The sequence below is a fragment of the Bacillota bacterium genome, from assembly GCA_023511455.1.
In the GTDB taxonomy this organism is placed as follows: domain Bacteria; phylum Armatimonadota; class HRBIN16; order HRBIN16; family HRBIN16; genus HRBIN16.
Map to the genome: position 1 here is coordinate 35,438 of JAIMBJ010000017.1, position 18,240 is coordinate 53,677.

Annotated in this window: 14 protein-coding genes; 5 read left to right on the forward strand and 9 right to left on the reverse strand. The window is 59.8% G+C overall.

Translation table 11 applies throughout. The features are described 5' to 3' along the window. The first annotated feature begins 12 nt into the window (after positions 1-12). From K6U75_10415 to K6U75_10425, 3 genes are read left to right on the forward strand one after another with little or no spacing between them, the layout of a single operon-like run. Positions 13-2,166 (forward strand): hypothetical protein, encoded by a 2,154-nt coding sequence (locus K6U75_10415; GenBank protein ID MCL6475451.1) that lies wholly within the window; start codon positions 13-15, stop codon positions 2,164-2,166. A 41-nt stretch (positions 2,167-2,207) separates the two neighbouring features. Beyond that, positions 2,208-4,895 (forward strand): hypothetical protein, encoded by a 2,688-nt coding sequence (locus tag K6U75_10420; GenBank protein ID MCL6475452.1) that lies wholly within the window; start codon positions 2,208-2,210, stop codon positions 4,893-4,895. 32 nt (positions 4,896-4,927) lie between these two features. Then, positions 4,928-6,457 carry a sialate O-acetylesterase gene (locus K6U75_10425; GenBank protein MCL6475453.1) on the forward strand — a complete coding sequence of 510 codons (1,530 nt, stop codon included), beginning with the start codon at positions 4,928-4,930 and terminating at the stop codon, positions 6,455-6,457. A 53-nt stretch (positions 6,458-6,510) separates the two neighbouring features. Here the strand turns inward: K6U75_10425 and K6U75_10430 are convergent, their stop codons facing one another. Continuing rightward, a complete protein-coding gene (locus K6U75_10430) occupies positions 6,511-7,599 on the reverse strand; it encodes a uroporphyrinogen decarboxylase family protein (GenBank protein ID MCL6475454.1) in 1,089 nt (362 codons plus the stop codon). Continuing rightward, on the reverse strand, positions 7,596-8,684 hold the full coding sequence (locus K6U75_10435; GenBank protein MCL6475455.1) for a uroporphyrinogen decarboxylase family protein: 1,089 nt from the start codon (positions 8,682-8,684) through the stop codon (positions 7,596-7,598). The genes K6U75_10430 and K6U75_10435 overlap by 4 nt, the downstream gene beginning before the upstream one ends. 133 nt (positions 8,685-8,817) lie before the next feature. Here K6U75_10435 and K6U75_10440 point away from each other — a divergent pair, with 133 nt between their 5' ends. Beyond that, positions 8,818-11,307, forward strand: coding sequence for a prolyl oligopeptidase family serine peptidase (locus K6U75_10440; GenBank protein MCL6475456.1), 2,490 nt, complete (start codon positions 8,818-8,820; stop codon positions 11,305-11,307). Here the strand turns inward: K6U75_10440 and K6U75_10445 are convergent, their stop codons facing one another. From K6U75_10445 to K6U75_10470, 6 genes are all read right to left on the reverse strand, one after another. Beyond that, complete coding sequence (locus tag K6U75_10445; protein MCL6475457.1) at positions 11,308-11,730, reverse strand: hypothetical protein; 423 nt, start codon at positions 11,728-11,730, stop codon at positions 11,308-11,310. Positions 11,731-11,774: 44 nt separating this feature from the next. After that, a complete protein-coding gene (locus tag K6U75_10450; GenBank protein MCL6475458.1) occupies positions 11,775-12,041 on the reverse strand; it encodes a nucleotidyltransferase domain-containing protein in 267 nt (88 codons plus the stop codon). Positions 12,042-12,155: 114 nt separating this feature from the next. Next, positions 12,156-12,845, reverse strand: a complete 690-nt coding sequence (locus tag K6U75_10455) for a uracil-DNA glycosylase (protein MCL6475459.1) — start codon at positions 12,843-12,845, stop codon at positions 12,156-12,158. A gap of 17 nt (positions 12,846-12,862) precedes the next feature. Further along, a complete protein-coding gene (gene pfkB, locus K6U75_10460) occupies positions 12,863-13,795 on the reverse strand; it encodes a 1-phosphofructokinase (GenBank protein ID MCL6475460.1) in 933 nt (310 codons plus the stop codon). Positions 13,796-13,868: 73 nt separating this feature from the next. Further along, on the reverse strand, positions 13,869-14,831 hold the full coding sequence (gene pfkA / locus K6U75_10465; GenBank protein ID MCL6475461.1) for a 6-phosphofructokinase: 963 nt from the start codon (positions 14,829-14,831) through the stop codon (positions 13,869-13,871). Between the two features lie 13 nt (positions 14,832-14,844). After that, the gene (locus K6U75_10470; protein MCL6475462.1) at positions 14,845-15,822 is read right to left on the reverse strand and encodes a hypothetical protein; all 978 of its coding nucleotides are present in this window, start codon (positions 15,820-15,822) and stop codon (positions 14,845-14,847) included. 240 nt (positions 15,823-16,062) lie between these two features. On the opposite strand from K6U75_10470, the gene K6U75_10475 reads away from it, so the two are divergent. Beyond that, complete coding sequence (locus K6U75_10475) at positions 16,063-17,376, forward strand: IS4 family transposase (protein MCL6475463.1); 1,314 nt, start codon at positions 16,063-16,065, stop codon at positions 17,374-17,376. A 70-nt stretch (positions 17,377-17,446) separates the two neighbouring features. Here K6U75_10475 and K6U75_10480 read toward each other — a convergent pair whose 3' ends face one another. Then, positions 17,447-17,722, reverse strand: coding sequence for a PEP-CTERM sorting domain-containing protein (locus K6U75_10480; GenBank protein MCL6475464.1), 276 nt, complete (start codon positions 17,720-17,722; stop codon positions 17,447-17,449). Between the last annotated feature and the right edge of the window lie 518 nt (positions 17,723-18,240).

Consider the following 18,240-nt stretch of genomic DNA (forward strand, 5'->3'; position numbering starts at 1 on the left):
GGAGTTACAGCGGTGTCACACCGCAGGCAACACGCCGCTGCGCTGGGTTGGTTCGCCCTCGTAGCGGCGTGTGTTTTTTGGAAGGTTGTCTTTGCGCAGCAGGTGCTCTACTGGGGCGACATCATGCTCTACTTCCTGCCCATGACCACCTTCGTGGCACGCTGGCTGACGCAAGGCATATTGCCCCTGTGGAACCCGCACATACTGTTCGGACAACCGTTTGCGGGTAACCCGCAAGAGTGGCTCTTCTACCCCTCCACGCTACTGCTCACGCTGTTACATCCTGCCCGCTACCTTTCGTGGAACGCCGTGCTGCATCTATGGCTCGGTGGGGTTGGCATGTGGTTATTCCTGCGCACGCTGGGCGTTCCTTTCCGCTCCGCACTGCTGGGCAGCACCGCATGGATGCTGAGCGGAGCTTTCGTGCCACGAGCGCAGTTCCCCGGCATGTTCCAGACTATAGCATGGATGGGATGGCTGATGTGGTCGGTGGAGCGCGTGCGGCAGGCGAATAGCGCGGTGAACGTAGCGATACTGGCTCTTGCGGTTGCCCTGCTTCTTCTGGCGGGTCATGCACAGGTCGCGTACATGGCACTACTGCTCACTGCGGCGTGGGCAGGCTGGCAGATGGCAAAAGACGGCTGGCGCCCACTGCCGTCCCTGTTCCTCGGCGGTACCGGCGGGTTGCTGCTGTCTGCCGCACACTGGCTGCCGCTGCTACAGCTGCTGTACGAAACTCCTCGCGTGAACCTCTCGGTATGGGGGGCAGATCGCTTTCCCCTTCGCCCTGAACAGATACCTCTACTCCTCGTACCCGACCTGTACGGCACACCCTGGCAGGGCAACTGGCTGGGGAGAGGCAACTACTGGGAAGTCGCCTGCACAGTGGGCATTTTGCCTCTGATGGCGGCATTTGCTGCGTGGAAAGCGCGTGCGGAGGCACGTTTCTGGATGGTTGTCGCCGGGTTGAGCATGTGGCTCGCCACAGGCACGTCCGCAGGGCTTTACATCGTCGCCTATTACCTGCTGCCCGGACTGAAAGCTTTTCACGACCCTGCCCGCTGGCTTATCGTTACCGACTTTGCGTTGTGCGTCGCCGCCGCCCTGGGTTGGGAGCATCTGCGTTTTTCGCGCAAGTGGTTGCTGTTACCGCTGGCTCTGATAATTCTGGCGTCGCTCTGGGCCTGGCAGGGAGCAAACATGATCGAGTGGGCAGCACGCTGCGATGTCATCCGCGCCAGCCGACCGGAGACCGTCTCCCCCGCCCTCGTCTCTTCGGCTCATGCGACTGCCATTACCGGTCTTCTGCGAGCGATTGTGGTAGCGCTGTTCGCCGTGCTCATCCTGAGGCTCACACCGGCGCGCCGCTGGTGGGCGGCAATGCCACTGATTCTTTTTGAACTTCTGCCTGTGGCAATGCCTGCCAATCCTACCGCACACCTCACCGCGTTTACCCAACCACCGCCCACGGTACAGACGGTCTCACGTACCGGGGGCAGGCTCCTCGTGCCCGAACAGGTGCCTATGTGGCGTAAGTACGTCAGCTATGTGGACTACGGCCCGAACACACCCGAATACCTGCGCCACTGGCAGGAGATGCTCGGCTCCAATATGGGCATGATGTGGGGAGTGTTCGAGGCATCGGGTTACGAGCCGGTAGCAGTCCAGCGAGCGGTGAGGTATTACATACGCCTGGCACAAGAATGGAAACGGTCGCCAGAGGATGGTCGGCTGCTGCACAAACTGCAACGGGCAGGTATCGGAGCGGTGGCAACAGGCGAAACCGCCGACACCTGGCGGGTGTTTCCCCTGCCCGTTGAGCCGCTGCGCGCGTGGATGGCGGGAACCGGTGAACACTTGCCTGTGCGCGACGTGTCACCTCAGCAGGTGGAGGTATCCAGCGTACCTGCTGGTGACCTGGTGCTTGCCGACACAGCCTATCCCGGGTGGAAGGTCCGGGTAAACGGTAAATCTCATCATTACCGTATCTCGGACGGCGTGTTTCGTGTGGTCAGCGTGTCCGCTCCCGGCTCCCGTGTGTTGTGGCGCTATCAACCCGATACGTTCCGCGCAGGGCTGTATCTGTCGTTGCTGGGAAGTGCCGCCGTTACCGGTACCCTCGTGTTCGGGCTTTTGGCAGGGAAACCACGCGATGCCACGAAGTAGAGTTTCCGATAAAACTGCCTTAACATGAGGAGACGTAACCGATGGCGTTCGCTGTTCACACGACTTTCCTGATTGCCAGCGCGCTGTTGTGCGTGGCGTGCTCTGCGCAGGTCTCGCGGGAACTACCCGCTTTCGACTTCACCGACCCCAAAACCGTCGCCGAATGGCAACCGACACACCACATCTCAGGCATCAGCCATTCGCCCGAGGGCATGGTCATCGAAATCGGCGGATACGACCCCTACACGCACGGCCCCGTCCGCCAATTCCCCGATAATGTCCCGCTCTGGCTGGAGATTCGCCTGAAGAGCGACCAAACCGGTATGCTGCAAATCTTTTATGCGAGGGCGGGACAGGGTACTGCTGAAGAACGTTCTGCACGCCGCTTTGTCCACACGACCGACTGGGTGACGCTGCGAATGCCCCTGCCCGCGCTGGGTCCCCGCGCGTGGATACGGATAGACCCTCCTGGCACATCTGGCAAATGCACCATAGCCTACATTCGCTTCGCGCCGCGCATCACACCATCATCGCCGCAGTGGCAACCGCCTGCTTTAGAAGCGATACCGGCGGATGCCCCTAAAGTAACCTCCGGCGCATTGCAAGTATCTTTCCATCCTGACCGCGTGGGGACGCTGCTGGTCTCCGTGAAGGGACAGCCGATGGCGACGGGATGGAACAGGGCACAACTGTGTTACGAGGCTGGAGACAGCGTGCGCTGGTTATCACTGCATGAGGTGGCAACCGCTTCGCTGGCTAAAGAGGGCAACAGGCTGAGAATGACCCGCACCTTCCGCGATCCCGACGGCGCGACCTGGAGAATCGAACAGGTCTTCGTCCCATCCACGCACAAGGACGTGATTGACGTGCGCACTGTAGTCACCGTGGACCGAGACCGACAGGTGTACTTCCTGCCCATGCTGGTGCTTTTCCCCGGTGCTGGTTCCTTCGGAAGCGAAAAGGGACAGGCGCTGTTCGCCGGACTCGAGTATCTGGAGAACGAGCCGAGCAGTTCGGAAGCGGACATCATCGGTCCTGCATCCAAACGGCAGGTCCCGGACAGCGTGAAGATTACCGCCCCGCTGATGGTGGTACAGGCACAGGGGCGATATGTGGGCATCATCTGGCAGCCTTCCAGCCACTTCAGTGCGCTGTTCGACTCCCCTGACCGCATTTTTCAGTCGGGCGGGCACGTGATGGGTGTGCTTTACCCCGGCTCCAACGGCGACAACCGCGAGGAAGGTAACCTCCTGCCCTACTTCCCCGAAACCTTAACCGCAAACACACCGCTGGTGCTGGATGCCGCCATCATTGGCGGTGACGGCGATACGGTTATTCCGGCAGTACAGCAGTACGTTCGCCTGCGCGGGTTGCCGCCAGTGCCCAATACCGGACTGAATGCTCAGGAATATCTCAGACTGGCAGCAGCGGGATGGCTGGACTCGAAGATACGGGAGGGCAACCTCTATCGCCACGCCATCTGGCCTGGTTTTAATCCCCATCCTGCAGCGGATGCTGCGGTGTGGATGGAGTGGATTGCCGCACATATCGGGCAGACCGACATCGTGCGCCGCCTGCGACAGGCGGCACAAGAAGCCATTGCCATCGTGCCCAGAGAGCAGTATCTGTTCAGCCGGGTGTCACACGTGGCTTATCCAGTGGTTCCTCTGCTGTACGGCGCAGTGCCCGAAAGCATCGAAGCCGCTCGCCGCAGCGGGCGTGATTCGCTCCGTTCGTTCCAGCCAGATGGCACGGTGCTTTATGAACCCCGCCCTGGCGGTCCAGACTATGCCCGCACTCACTGGGAACGCACCGCCAATGGGCTAACGGCGGCGGTGCTGGTGCGCTTGCTGGAAATGGCACTGTACAGCGGCGATCAGGAGCTAATAGCCGAAGGACTTCGCCGGCTGGAACAGTTCAAGCGATTTGACAACACCGTGCCGCGTGGCGCACAGACGTGGGAGATGCCTCTCCATACGCCGGATATTCTCGCATCCGCACACATGGTGAAGGCGTACGTCATCGGCTACGAGCTGACGGCTAACCCGGAGTTCTTACGCCGGGCACGCTACTGGGCATGGACGGGTGTACCCTTCCCTTACCTTATCAACCCGACGGGACAGCCGGTTGGACCTTACAGCACCATCGCCGTGTTAGGAGCAACCAACTGGCAGGCGCCAGTGTGGTTTGGACAGCCGGTGCAGTGGTGCGGGCTGGTGTATGCAGATGCCCTGTACTGGCTGGCACGCATCGAGCCAAAAGCGCACTGGAAACACATCGCCGATGGCATCACCGCCGCCGGTATCCAGCACACATGGAAGCAGGACGACCCCGAACGGCAGGGCTGCTTGCCGGATTTCTACCGCCTGCGCGAACAGCGCAGTGACGGTCCTCCGATCAACCCGGGCACCGTGCAGGCAAACGCCGTCCGCCTGTATAACCTGCCCGCCGTATACGATTATCGGGTGTTACGCAACAGCGGGGCCATCATCCACGCGCCGGGCGCCATTGGGGTAATCTCCGACCGCAAAGACGGTTGTAAGTTCAGGGTAAAAAGCTGGACAGATAGACCCTATTATGTGCTGGTGAACGGGCTGACCAGACAGCCGCAGATAAAGATAAATGGACAACTGGTGGCTATCGCCAGTCCACATCAATTCCTGCAAGATGGTGGCAACCTGATCCTGCAGGTGCAGGGCGAAACCGAAGTAGAGATTACCATTCGTTAAAGGAGGTCAACATGCGCTTCAGAAATGTCTGGATGTGTATCGCAGCTGGCTGGCTGCTGCTTGCAGCCTCTGCGTTCGCCGACGTGCGTCTGGCACGCATATTCAGCGACCATGCGGTGTTACAAAGGGGCAAACCTGTTCCCGTATGGGGCACCGCAGAACCCGGCGAGAAGGTCACAGTGGAGTTCGGCGGACAGAAGATAAGCACCGTTGCCGGTGACACCGGCGAATGGCGCGTGACGCTCAAGCCAATGCCCGCGGGAGGTCCCTTCCAGATGACCGTCCGCGGTAACAACACAGTGGTGCTCAACGACGTGCTGGTTGGCGAAGTCTGGGTGGCTTCAGGGCAGTCCAACATGGAGTGGCCCGTCGCGCTGTCCAACAACGCGGAGCAGGAAATCGCCCAGGCAAACAACCCTCAAATTCGGCTCTTCATCGTACCCAAAGCGGTTTCCGACCGTCCACTCAAAGACCTGAGCAGCGGCGCATGGCAGCCGTGCACCCCCGAAACCGTGCGGAACTTCTCGGCGGTGGGTTACTTCTTCGCACGGGAGCTGCAACGTGCGCTGAAAGTGCCGGTGGGGGTCATCGAAACCGCGTGGGGCGGAACCCCTGCAGAATCATGGACGAGCAAGCCCACACTGATGGCGCATCCCTCTTTGCGCTACCTGCTGGAAAACTGGCGGCGCGCCGAGGCGAGCTATCCGCAGGCTCTGGAAAACTACCAGAAGCAACTGGCACAGTGGGAGAGGGCGGCAGCGCAGGCGCGCGCCGAAGGTAAACCCGAACCGAAGAAGCCCGACCCACCGCAAGACCCCCGTACCAACCCATGGAAGCCCTCCGGGCTGTTCAACGCGATGATCGCACCTATCGTGCCCTACGCCATCCAGGGCGCCATCTGGTATCAGGGTGAATCGAACGCGGGCAGGGCGTACGAATACCGCACTCTGTTCCCTGCCATGATTCAGGACTGGCGTGAAGCGTGGGCACAGGGCGATTTCCCCTTCCTGTTTGTGCAGCTGGCAAATTTCATGCCAGCCAGGCCTGAGCCGGGCGAAAGCGCATGGGCGGAGCTGCGCGAGGCACAGCTGATGACGCTCTCCTTGCCCAACACGGGTATAGCAGTGGCTATCGACATCGGCGATGCGAACGATATCCACCCGCGCAACAAGCAGGATGTGGGTAAACGCCTCGCGCTGAACGCACTGGCAATCGCCTACGGCAAGAAGGTGGTATACTCCGGTCCCATTTATGAACGGATGAAACGCGAGGGCAACGCTATTCGCCTGTACTTCAAGCATGTGGACGGCGGTTTGACCACTCCCAACGGAGAGCCGCTTAAGGGCTTCGCCATCGCTGGCGCGGACCGCAAGTTTGTGTGGGCGGAGGCGCGTATCGAGGGCAACACGGTGGTGGTGTCCAGTCTCCAGGTGCCGGAACCGGTAGCAGTGCGGTATGCATGGGCGGATAACCCGGTGTGCAACCTGTATAACCGCGCAGGACTTCCCGCCTCTCCTTTCCGCACGGATGACTGGCCCGGCGTGACTCAGCAAAGGAAGTAACCCTCGCCGCCTCCCCTCTTCTTGAGGGGAGGCTTCCAAACAACATCACTACCTCAGATTTGCAGCCGCTCCACCTCTTTCAGAAACGCCTCTGCCTCGCTCACACTGCGGAATCCTTCGGCAACGGTGAGCCAGACGCCTTTCGCGCCCACAGCCTCCAGCACCGTGAGCGCATCTTCTGCGGTTTCAGCAATGACCTGTACGCTTTTGCCCACCTGCAGGCAGCGGCGGTACACCTCTATCCAGCGCGACGCCGGGCCGTGCCCAGCACCGTAAACCCACTGCACGGCGTGCAGATTGGGGATATCCAGTATCAGGTCCAAATGCTTCAACGCGCCCACACCGTCCAGATGGAAAATGCTTCGCTCCAGAGGCTCCATCTCAAACAGTATGTCAGGCAGGATCATCTCCCGCGCCATCCCAGGCGAGATCATGAGCCAGAAGTCACAGCTGGGCACGTAGTACTTACCCTCATGATAGGTATTACACCAGGTGGTACAGCCGAAGCCCGCAGCCGATATCTTCGCATAGCTGCGCTCGAAGCTCTGCACGAACGCATTTGCCACATGCCTGCCCGCCTGCATGATAAGTTCAGGATAATCCACTAAATCTATACATAAGGACTGAGGGTCGCGCAGGGCAGCGAGGATGTCGTAGTTGCCGTGAAGGTCTGTCATACCCACGACGTACCGCCCTTCGCACCGCTCAATGGCATAGTCGGTCATGCGCTCGATGACCTGCCAGTAGGGGTTGTCGAAGTCTGGCTCCATCTCCAGAATGCGATACCAGTCCTCAGGCTCGTGTACCACTGGTTTAGACCAGCTAGTGCTTTCGGAGAACTCCAGTTCACAGCCGAACAGCGTGGCGGTGATTTCGGGTCCCAGGTTGGGCCAGAACATCGGGAAGTTGTCGCCCACGTAGTCGTGGCACTGCATCCACGCAATGGCAGAATCCACCACATATTCCACGTCCATCCACCGCTCGCGGAGAGAGGCATGCTCTTTGACAGGACCACGATACGGACGTGACGGGGCAATATGAAAGGTAACCGGTGGGCGGTCCACGATTTCGCCGTGCCACCACGCCTCAAAACGCTCCACTGTTCGACCGAAGTCCGGTTTCCACTCCAGCTCGCGTATCAATTTTGCTTCCTCCACTTCTTGGATTGGCGTACCAGCTCATCCGCCTCTTCACGTGTGTTCGCCCACGTACTGACCATGACGCCGCGCGTGCCGATGGCTTCTATCAGCGGCTGCACGCTATCAGGAGGTACCCCCAGCGCAAGCACGCCTTTGCCTGCTCTCAATGCCTTCTGATACAGCGGATACCAGCAGGGGTCCCCGGCATGGGGTTGACCTGCACCCGGCGTCCACTGAATCGCGTTGAGTTTCTGGATACTGCACAGCGCGTCCAGATGCTTGATAGCGTCCACACCATCCAGGTGGTAAATGGTGTTATCCAGCCGTTCACATTGCCGCTCCAGGTACGGCAGCACGAACTCGTTGAACAGCGGAGGGCTAATCATACAGGACATATCGCACTGCAGTTTGCAGGTTCTCCCGATACCCCATATATTGAACGCTGAGAAGACGGTGCCGCCATCTTCATCCCGAATAATCTGCTCGAAAGCATCGTAGTAATCGAAATACCGCTCCAGAATATCTTTTTGGAGGCGGTGTACATGCTCCGGATGGTCAACCAGGTCGGTGAGCAGCTCCAGTGTGCCGCGCAGAGACGCCAGCGTATCCAGGTTCTCGATAAGATCGGGGAAACTGACCAGCGCCTTGCCCTTGAAATGCTCCATCCCCTGCCGTGCCATCTCGGTGTTGATTTTCCAGTATTTCTCCTCGGGGTTGTAAGGCGGTATCTGCGCGGTGGTGATGTCATCAAACACCCTGCCGTACCACACGGTGTTGTGGTCAAAAGTAGGAGGACTGCCCAGGTGGATAGCCAGACTGCCCGGTCCCAGGTTCGTGTCAAACCATGGGAAAGCATCCCCGGCATGATAGGTATGAGCCAGCTGCCAGTCGGTTGCGATGATGCGGTACTCGACGTCGAGCCAGCGTTCTTCCGGTGTGGGATCAGGCTTGGGCGCAGGAACGTGTACAACCGGTTTCTCCAGAGGAGCATGCACAATCAGCAGAGGTCCATCCATCTCCTCTCGCGCCCACCACGTCATGTAGCGCTGCTTTACCTGGTCCCAGTCTGGTTTGTAGAGCAACGACACTTTCAAAACCCTCCAGTCTTTATGACTGTCGCTAGTGTTCTGTGAAGGAATAACCGGTTCCTTGTGCAGAAAGGATAGTGGGCAGGTACAGAATCTGCCCCCTATCACTCTGTTGGGACGGAAGAAAGAGAAGATGAGGACTCTGTTCCTGTGGGTCTTACTGCTGGCGACGACAATTTGGTGTGAGGCTCAACCCCTTCGCGAGTGCCTGGTGCTCCCGATGCCTGGGGGAACCTCCCGTTCTATCCTCTACACCGACCCGATACAGGCTGTGCAGATATCCGGCGCGTGGATACCTCCAAAAGCAGGCGATACCGTCACCTTTCCCGATGGCTCGATACAGCAGTGGCAGGCGGTTACTGCCAGCGCGGACGGCTGGTTTGAACATCCTGCCCTGCGCAACGGGTATGCGTATGCGGTGGTGTCCTCTGAACGCGAGAAGGTCGTCCTGCTCGAGATGCAGGGCAACGTGTCGGTTACCATCAACGGCGAAACGCGCGTCGGTGACGTGTATCAGCACGGTTACGTGAAGATACCAGTGCTCTTAAAGCAGGGGCAGAATGAGCTGCTTTTCCGCTGCAGTCGCGCAGGCAAGTTGCTGGCTCGGCTGAGCAGTGTTCCTGCTGATGGTGTTCTGCTCAACGTCGGCGATGCTACTCTGCCAGACCTGGTGGTCGGTGAGGATATGGACGTATGGCTGGGTGTTGTGGTCATCAACGCCAGCACTCAAACCCAGCGCGGACTATCTATCGCTGCCTCGCATGAGGGGGGACGCACGGTGGAAAGCGCTGTGCCTGCGCTGCCACCTCTTGGGGTTTACAAAGTGCCCGTGCGTCTGCGTGGCATGGCACCCCGCGCCGCGGGTGTGCGCAAGGTGGAACTGCGCTTGCTGCGCCAGGAAGGCAAACAGAAGTTCACTGTGGACACTGCAGAACTCACCCTGCGCATCCGCGAACCCCACGAATCGCAGAAGCGCACGTTCATCAGTACGATAGATGGGAGCGTACAGTACTACGCCGTGCTGCCTGCGCAGAGGCTGAGCAAAGACTCTCCTGCTCCGGCTCTGGTTTTGACACTGCATGGGGCAGGCGTGGAAGCAATCGGACAGGTAGATTCCTACTCCCCCAAAACATGGGCAACCCTTGTCGCACCCACCAATCGCCGCCCCTTTGGCTTCAACTGGGAAGAATGGGGACGGCTGGATGCCCTGGAGGTACTGGAACTGGCCCAGAAGCAGTGGCGAACCGACCCTTACCGCGTGTACCTGACTGGGCATTCGATGGGCGGACATGGCACGTGGCAGGTAGGCTTAACCCATCCCGACCGCTTTGCTGTCCTCGCCCCCAGTGCGGGTTGGGTTAGTATCTGGACATACGCCACCAGTGCGCGACTTGGACAGCGTGAACGCACTGGCGACGAACAGACCGACCCGATGGAGGATTTCCTGCTGCGGTGTGCCTCTCCCAGCGACACTCTGTCGCTGGTGCGCAACAGCCTTCTGCAAGGCGTGTACGTACTGCACGGCGACGCCGACGACAACCTGCCCGTTACCGAGGCACGCCTGATGCGTGAGAGCCTCTCTTCCATCCACCGCGACTTTGAGTATTACGAACAACCCGGCGCGGGGCACTGGTGGGACGTATCGGACGAGCCGGGCGTGGACTGCGTGGACTGGATGCCTATTTTCGAGTTGTTTGCCCGCCACCGCCTGCCGACCACCGACAGCGTGCGGCGGGTCGAGTTCACCACGATGAGCCCGGGGGTATCTGCGCGTTGCCACTGGGCGAGCATCGAAATGCAGGAACAGCAAATGAAAGCCAGCTCGGTGAACCTGCGCTTTGACCCCGGCAAACGGCGATTCGTGGGCACTACCACCAACGTCGCGAGGCTTTCGCTCCGCGTGGAACACCTGAAGCCGGGCGCACCGCTGAGCGTAGAGCTGGACGGACAGGTTATCGGTAACATTTCATACCCCATCCGTGAGCGACAGATATGGCTGGAGAAACAGGGAGGACAATGGAGGCTGTTAGCTGCACCCTCACCTGCGATGAAGTCTCCCCAGCGGTACGGCGGCTTCAAGAGCGTTTTCACCAACCGACCGGTGCTGGTGTACGGCACCAGAGGTACGCCTGAGGAGAACGCATGGGCTCTGGCGAAAGCACGTTACGATTCGGAGACGTTCTGGTATCGCGGCAACGCTACCTTTGAGGTAATCCCCGATATCGAGTTCCAGCCCGAACGCTACCGTGACCGAAACATCGTGCTTTACGGCAATGCCGAGACCAACGCTGCTTGGAAACTGCTGCTTGGCGACAGCCCGGTGCAGGTGCATCGCGGCGCGGTGCACGTCGGGGATAAAACCCTCAGCGGCGAGGGTATCGCCTGCCTGTTCATTCGCCCGCGAACAGGTTCTGCCACCGCACTGGTCGGTGCAGTCTCCGGCACAGGTTTAGCGGGAATGCACCTGACCAACCGACTGCCCTACTTCACCGCCGGTGCAGGCGTGCCCGATTGTCTGGTGCTGTCCACTGACATGCTGACCAAGGGTATGCAAGGTGTGCTCGGAGCGGGCTTCTTCGGCGCGGACTGGAGCGTGCAGAAGGGCGAGTTTGTATGGAGGTAGCTATTCCGACTGAAGCTGTTCCCAGAGGAACCGCTCGAAACGCAAGAGGTCCTGCTCGATGCTATCCCAGTTGGCGAGCAGCTTGTGCCGCAAACTGCTGACACGCTCTGGGTCAAGGGTGTAGTTATAAGAATGCCGAAATACGTGCCGAAATGCTCGCAGCTCATCGAGCAGTATTGCACTCGGCGCAGACAACACGGGTGGGCGGATGGTAGGGATTTCCATTGCCATCCGCCGAACCAGCTCGCGATGATAAGCGGTTGGGCTTTCAATTCGATTCTCAAAGGTGCTGGCAATCTCCGCGAACAAATCTTCCATCGCAGAGTAAAAATTATGCAGGTAGTATCCCAGTGTGACCGTACGCTCCACACTGGCGACATCTAACGACCTGATTTGCTCCAGGATGCCTTTTATGACATCCATCTGATGCCTCATATACCCGAGTAACTGCGCGATTTGCTCTCTTCTCACAGCACACGCAACCCCTTTTCCAGGATGTGCCGTCGGAATCGACACTTCTCTATCTCGATCAGGTCGACATCTCGGTGTAGAAGGCATCCCAGATCGGCAAGAGTGATGAGGTACTCTTCCTCCGGCAGCCCCTCCACCGCCACGTCGACGTCGGACTCTGGGAGGAACTTACCCTCCTCCAGAATGGAGCCTGTCAGATAAACGGCTTTCACTTTTTTTGTGCGAAAGTAGCGTCGCAACGCTTCTACCGCCTTAACCAGCATGTGCTGACGCTGCCGCTCGCGCTCGGCTATGCGCTCCTGTAGCAGTTTGTCCCATGTGGAGGTGTCAAACACGGCTTCTCACCATTTAGAGTCTGACAACCTGCGTCCGGTTTGTCAAGCGGGCTCCGCTGCGGAATGTGCCAGTTGTTTCGCACGCTCGAACGCCGCAAGAAGCATCTCGCGCGTCAGCTTGCCCGTGAACGTATTCTGCTGGCTGGGGTGGTAGCTGCACAGCAACCAGCGGTCGCCGGGCAACGCAAACTCCGCACCATGAGCGAACGCGGATGTTCTCAGTGAGTGCTCGAAACCCAGCTCCTTCAATGCACGCAGGGTCCACTCATAGGCAATCCTGCCCAGCGCCACGATAACCCTCCACTCCCCCACACAACGCAGTGTCGCCTTCATCCAGTGCTGGCAGTTCTGTAACTCCTCGCGCGTGGGTTTGTTGGCAGGAGGGGCGCAGTGGCAGACGGCGGTTACCATCACGTCCCGCAATTCCAAGCCATCCTCGCGATGCAGGCTCTCCGGCTGGTTGGCTAACCCCACCTCGTACAGCGCGCGAAAAAGCCAGTTTCCGCTCTCGTCGCCCGTGAAGATGCGCCCGGTGCGGTTTCCTCCGTGCGCGGCAGGGGCAAGACCAACCACCACTATCCTGGCATCGGGGTCGCCGAAGTTGGGAACAGGCTTGCCCCAGTATTCCCAGTCGCGGTAGGCTCGTCGCCTGGTCTGAGCGACCTGTCGGATATACTCTACCAGACGCGGACACTTCTCGCACGCCGTGATAGCGACGTTCAGTTTATGCAGGCATCTGCCTCCGTCGCTTACCACCTTCTCACCTCCACCTGCGGAAGCAGTTCACGTACCTGTTCTGCGGTGCAGATGTCCGAGCCGTCGGTCATGGCGGTCGCTGCGCCCGCTGCCGTGCCCCAGCGAAGAGCCTCGTCCATCGCACCACCCTGCATCCACACGCTGAGCACGCCCGCAATCATCGAATCGCCAGAGCCAATGGTGCTCACCGCTTGCACTTTGGGCGGTATCGCCACCCAGCATCCCTCCGCACAGGCGAGGGCTGCCCCCTTCTCGCCAATAGAGACGATGACTACCGGAACTCCTCCCGTGTGTAAGTCCCGTGCCGCTTTTGCCGCGTCCTCAACAGTGTCTATCGTTCGCCCCAGTAGCCGTTCGGTTTCGTTCTCATTGGGCTTAATGAGGAAGGGCGAAGCTTTCAACCCCTGCACCAGAGGCTCGCCATCGGCGTCCAGCACCACCTTTGCCCCGTGACGTGCGGCGATTTCTGCCAGCATAGCGTAGATATCCGTCGGCACTCCGGGCGGCAGGCTGCCCCCTAACGCCACAAACCGCGCGCTCCGCGAAAGTTCCTCCACCGCCCGCAGCAAGCTGTCGAGTTCCTCCAATGAAATCTGCGGTCCGCGCTCGTTCAGTGCGGTCGGTGGAGAACCGTCCTCTTCCTGAATGGCAAGGTTGGTACGCGTGTTGCCGTTTACCCAAACAAATCGGCACTCCACACCGTCTACCTCACTCAGCTCATGCAACACGTACCTTCCGGCCCTGCCGCCCAGAAAGCCGGTGGCGACCACAGGCACCTCCAGCCGCTTCAGCACCCGCGCCACGTTCACACCCTTCCCACCGGCGTCTTCTTCAATGCGCAGGATGCGGTTGGTATCATGCGGCACCAGCTGTCTGACGTAGATCAGGCGGTCTACGGAAGGGTTCAGGGTCACGGTGAGTATCATCGATATCTGCTCCTCCTACACGAAACTCTCTGGCAATATCTTACGGTCTCCCGGCTCGCCGCAGGCATTCTTGCTACGACGCCAACACCTCGTTCAGCTTCAACAGGCTCTCATCCAGCACGCGAGGCTGTTCCCAGCACGCCCTCAGCGGAACTGCCACCACCTGTCCTCCCTGCACCGCGGTCATCATGCCGCTCTGCCCCTGCTGCAGTACCTCCACCGCCAGCGCACCAAAACGCGCGCCATAGATGCGGTCGGTCGCAGTGGGCGAGCCACCGCGTTGGGTGTAGCCGAGTACGGTAGCGCGCACCTCCTCGCGCAGATACATCTCTACAAACGTAGCGACCTCCTGCGCTTTTGCCGCGCCTTCTGCAGTGACGATGATGGCAGAACGCTTGCCCCGCGCGATGCCCCGCTTCAGCTTCTCACATATCTGTATCAGGTCGAAGGGGATTTCGGGAACCAGCACTGCCTCCGCGCCGCCAGCCAGCCCCACCGCCGCCGCAATAAAGCCGCGCGACCGTCCCATCACTTCAATCACGAAGATGCGCTCGAAACTGTCCGCGGTATCGCGAATCTTATCAATTGCGTCCATCGCCACCTGCAGAGCGGTATCATACCCCAGCGTATACTCCGTGCCTCCGATATCGTTGTCAATCGTGGCGGGGATGCCCACGACCGCTACTCCTGAAACCTCCTCCAGCTTCGCCGCCCCCCGAAAAGAGCCGTCCCCGCCGATAACTGCCAGCCCTTCGATTCCGTTCTCGTTCAGCACCTGCGCCGCCAGCTGCAAACCCTCGTCGGTTTTGAAACGCTCACTGCGAGCGGTACGCAGGACAGTACCCCCGCGATTGATGATGCCCCCGACCGACGAGAGGTCCATGGGTCGAAGCCAGCCGTTCAGCAACCCCTCATACCCGCGTTCGATACCGATGACTTCTAACCCCGCCACAATCGCCGTCCGCACCACGGCACGCAGGGCTGGGTTCATGCCAGCGGCGTCTCCGCCACTGGTCAAAACACCGATACGCTTCATCACATTCCTCCCGTCACACTCTCTGCAACATCTCCGCCACCTCAGCGTCCGTTGGCAAAGCCGGAATAGCCCCCGCGCGGGTGGCGGTTATTGCCCCGGCTGCATTGGCATAGAGAAACGTGCGCTGCAGGTCTGAGTCGCTCAGGTTGCGCACCCCCTCGCGTCCCTTTGCCCTCTTGCGCAGCTGCACCAGCATCGCTGCCACAAAGGCATCCCCGCAGCCAACGGTCTCTACCACTTCCACGGGTATCCCTGAAACTGCCCCGCTACGGGCAGGCGTCGCGTAGTAACATCCCTTCTCCCCTAATGTTACCACAACCAGCACCAGCTGCGGATAAAGGCTCAGCAGATGGGCAACGCCCACCTCTGGTGTGCGAACCCCGGTGAGGAACTGCAGCTCGGCCTCGTTCATCTTTACCACGTCGGCAAAGCGCAGACCCGCCTCCAACTGCTGCTTGCCCTCTTCCTCGCTGCGCCACAGGGCAGGACGCATGTTGGGGTCGTACGAGATGAGGCAACCGCTTTCACGGGCTATCTGCAAAGCAAACAGCGTCGCACTGCGCACCGGCTCGTCCAGCAGGGAGATGGAACCGAAATGGAATATCTTCGCCCGGCGCACGCGGTGAGTGTCCACATCGCCCGGTTCATACAGCATATCCGCGCTGGGGTTTCGATAGAAGATGAAGTCGGGCACACCCTCCTTCGTTAGCGACACGAACGCCAGTGCGGTACGCGCTTTCTCTTCGAACCGCATACCTCCGACATCTACCCCATACTGGTACAGGGTATCTCTTAACAGGTAACCAAACGGGTCTGCCCCGACCTTGCCCAGAAAGGCACTGCGCACGCCCAGCTTTGCCACGCCGACCGCCACATTCGCGGGCGCACCGCCCGGAGCGGGCGAAAAGCCTTTCGCCTCCGCTATCGTGACGCCTTTCTGTTGAGCGACCATATCGATGAGCGCCTCACCCAGGCACACCACCTCCGCCAACGTCACCCCTCCTTTGCACCAAACTCACACCAGTAATACCACCAGAACACCGCTAACTCCTGTTCCACTAAATCCCTTTCATGGTCGCGGAAGACAGACAAGGACACGCCTCTCCTTGCAGGAGAGGGGACGGGGGTGAGGAAACAATGAACCCCATACGCATCAAGCTAAGGGATGACAAAGGGGAAGCACCTCTGGCATAATGAGACCATACCCAACTCGTGCCAGGAGGAGCTTCCCATGAGCACTTTACCACAAGTGGCTCGATGCATGCAAACCGTCTTGACCGACGAAGCCGATGCCGCCGGGCGCCGCAGCGGCTTTATCCAACGACAAGTCAAACTGACAGGCGGCACTTTTGCCCAAACGCTGGTGTTCGGCTGGCTCTCCAACCCCGAAGCCACCCTGGAGGAACTGGCACAAACCGCTGCCGTCTTAGGCGTCCAGATTACCCCACAAGGGCTGGATGAGCGTTTCACCCCCGAAGCGGCACAGTGTCTGCAACAGGTCTTGGAAGCGGGTCTGCAACAACTGGTGGCGGACGAACCCGTTGCCCTCCCTCTGTTAGAGCGTTTCAATGGCGTCTATGTGCAAGATAGTTCCACTATTCCCTTGCCGGACGAACTGGCGGGCATCTGGCGTGGCTGTGGCGGGCGGACGGAGCAAAGGACGCAATCCTCTCTTAAAATCCAACTGCGGCTCAACCTGACCACTGGTCAACTGCAAGGACCTGCCTTGCAGGCTGGGCGTGGCTCGGATCGGAGAGCGCCTCTGCCTGCGGATGACCTTCCGGCGGGCGCTTTGTGGCTGGCTGACTTGGGCTATTTCAGCCTCGATTGTTTGGCTGGCTTGGATGCGCGCGGGGTATACTGGCTGATGCGCCTGCAGGTGCAGACGGCGGTGTTGGGTGCGACTGGGCAAGAAAGGGATGTCTTGGAACTGCTGCAGGCGCAAGGTCAAGACACGGTAGATATCCCCGTGCGCTTGGGGAAGGACCGATGTCTGCCCTGTGGGTTGTTAGCGCGTCGGGTGTCACCCCAAGAGGCAGAGCAGCGTCGTCGCCGCCTCAAGGCACAAGCCCGTCGCAAGGGTCGGATGGTCAGCCCGAGGCGACTGGCTTGGGCAGATTGGACGATATACATCACCAACGTGCCGACGAGGTTGCTGACGGTTGGCGAAGGGTTGGTATTGGGTTGCCTGCGGTGGCAGATAGAATTGCTTTTCAAACTGTGGAAGTCTCACGGTCGGGTGGAGACGTCGCGCAATAGGAAGCCGTGGCGGATATTGTGTGAAGTGTATGCCAAGTTGTTGGCGATGCTGGTGCAGCACTGGGTTCTGCTGGTAAGTTGTTGGCGGTATGCCGATAGGAGTTTACCGAAGGCAGCCAAAACGGTGCGGCGTTTCGCATTGGGTTTGGCGCGTGCCTTTGGGGATGCTGGGCAATTGTGCGAGGTGCTCGGCACGATTGCGGGTTGTGTGGCGCAAGGCTGTCGCATGAACAAAAGCAGGCTCCACCCGCGAAGTTATCAACTCTTGCTGGGGGTGGGGGCTTAGCTTGATGCGTATGGGTGAGGGCAAACAATCACCCCTCTCCCACAGCGTGGGAGAGGGGCAGGGGTGAGGGCTACTTTCGTCCGAAGCGCCGGCCCAGCCCAATCGCCAAACCGCCGATGCCCATCAGCAGCATCGTGCCCGGCTCGGGAATGACTGGATAACCCCCGAGCGTGCCGTAGCCGTAGCGGAACGCGCCCACTGCCCAGTCGACATCCGAGCTGAACACCACGTAGGCGATAGGCACATCTGACTGCGCCGCGAAAAGGCGCGCGCCGGCATTGCCGTCCACATCCCGCGAGATGGTGCCCAGCAGGTTATCCGAGGCGTCGTAGAACTTCGCGACCATCGTGTGAAGTTCGAAGGGATTAGGCTCCGCCTCGAAGCCGAAGATGTTCACCGGCGTCGCCAGTTGGAAGCGCAGTATGGTGGCTGTGTTCGAGGAGAACACGGGAAGAGTGCCAGAGGCGTCTCGCTGCGAATGCGGCTCGTGACTCCACATCGCCCAGCCGCCACCTGGAGCAGTAAGCTTCACAACAGACCAAGAGCCAGAACCGTCTGGAAGTTGGAAGGACACCGTTTGCGTTCCATCGGAGATGGAAGACACATAGGTGTAATTCGGTATAGCAGACGGGTCGATGTAGTTCGTCGCTGCCAGATACGCGGCGTCGGGGCTGGAAATGGGCGTGAAAGTCGCCGCGAGTGTGCCCATGCTTGTCATCAGCGTCAGGGCGGACGCCAGTGCAAAGGCGGTCATCAGTCGTTTCATAGCGAACCCCTCCTTGAGTTAGTTTTTTCTTAGCTCCACTATAGAACATGAGACCTTCTGCTGTACCTGTGTATCCTACGAGTTTACGTCAGAACTGA

Bases quoted from the DNA above. Each gene is read 5' to 3' on its own strand.
- K6U75_10420 (MCL6475452.1), top strand. From the start codon at position 2,208: ATGGCGTTCGCTGTTCACACGACTTTCCTGATTGCCAGCGCGCTGTTG.
- K6U75_10425 (MCL6475453.1), top strand. From the start codon at position 4,928: ATGTGTATCGCAGCTGGCTGGCTGCTGCTTGCAGCCTCTGCGTTCGCC.
- K6U75_10440 (MCL6475456.1), top strand. From the start codon at position 8,818: ATGAGGACTCTGTTCCTGTGGGTCTTACTGCTGGCGACGACAATTTGG.
- K6U75_10445 (MCL6475457.1), bottom strand. From the start codon at position 11,730: ATGGATGTCATAAAAGGCATCCTGGAGCAAATCAGGTCGTTAGATGTC.
- K6U75_10450 (MCL6475458.1), bottom strand. From the start codon at position 12,041: ATGCTGGTTAAGGCGGTAGAAGCGTTGCGACGCTACTTTCGCACAAAA.
- pfkB (MCL6475460.1), bottom strand. From the start codon at position 13,795: ATGATACTCACCGTGACCCTGAACCCTTCCGTAGACCGCCTGATCTAC.
- pfkA (MCL6475461.1), bottom strand. From the start codon at position 14,831: ATGAAGCGTATCGGTGTTTTGACCAGTGGCGGAGACGCCGCTGGCATG.
- K6U75_10475 (MCL6475463.1), top strand. From the start codon at position 16,063: ATGAGCACTTTACCACAAGTGGCTCGATGCATGCAAACCGTCTTGACC.
- K6U75_10480 (MCL6475464.1), bottom strand. From the start codon at position 17,722: ATGGTCGCGAAGTTCTACGACGCCTCGGATAACCTGCTGGGCACCATC.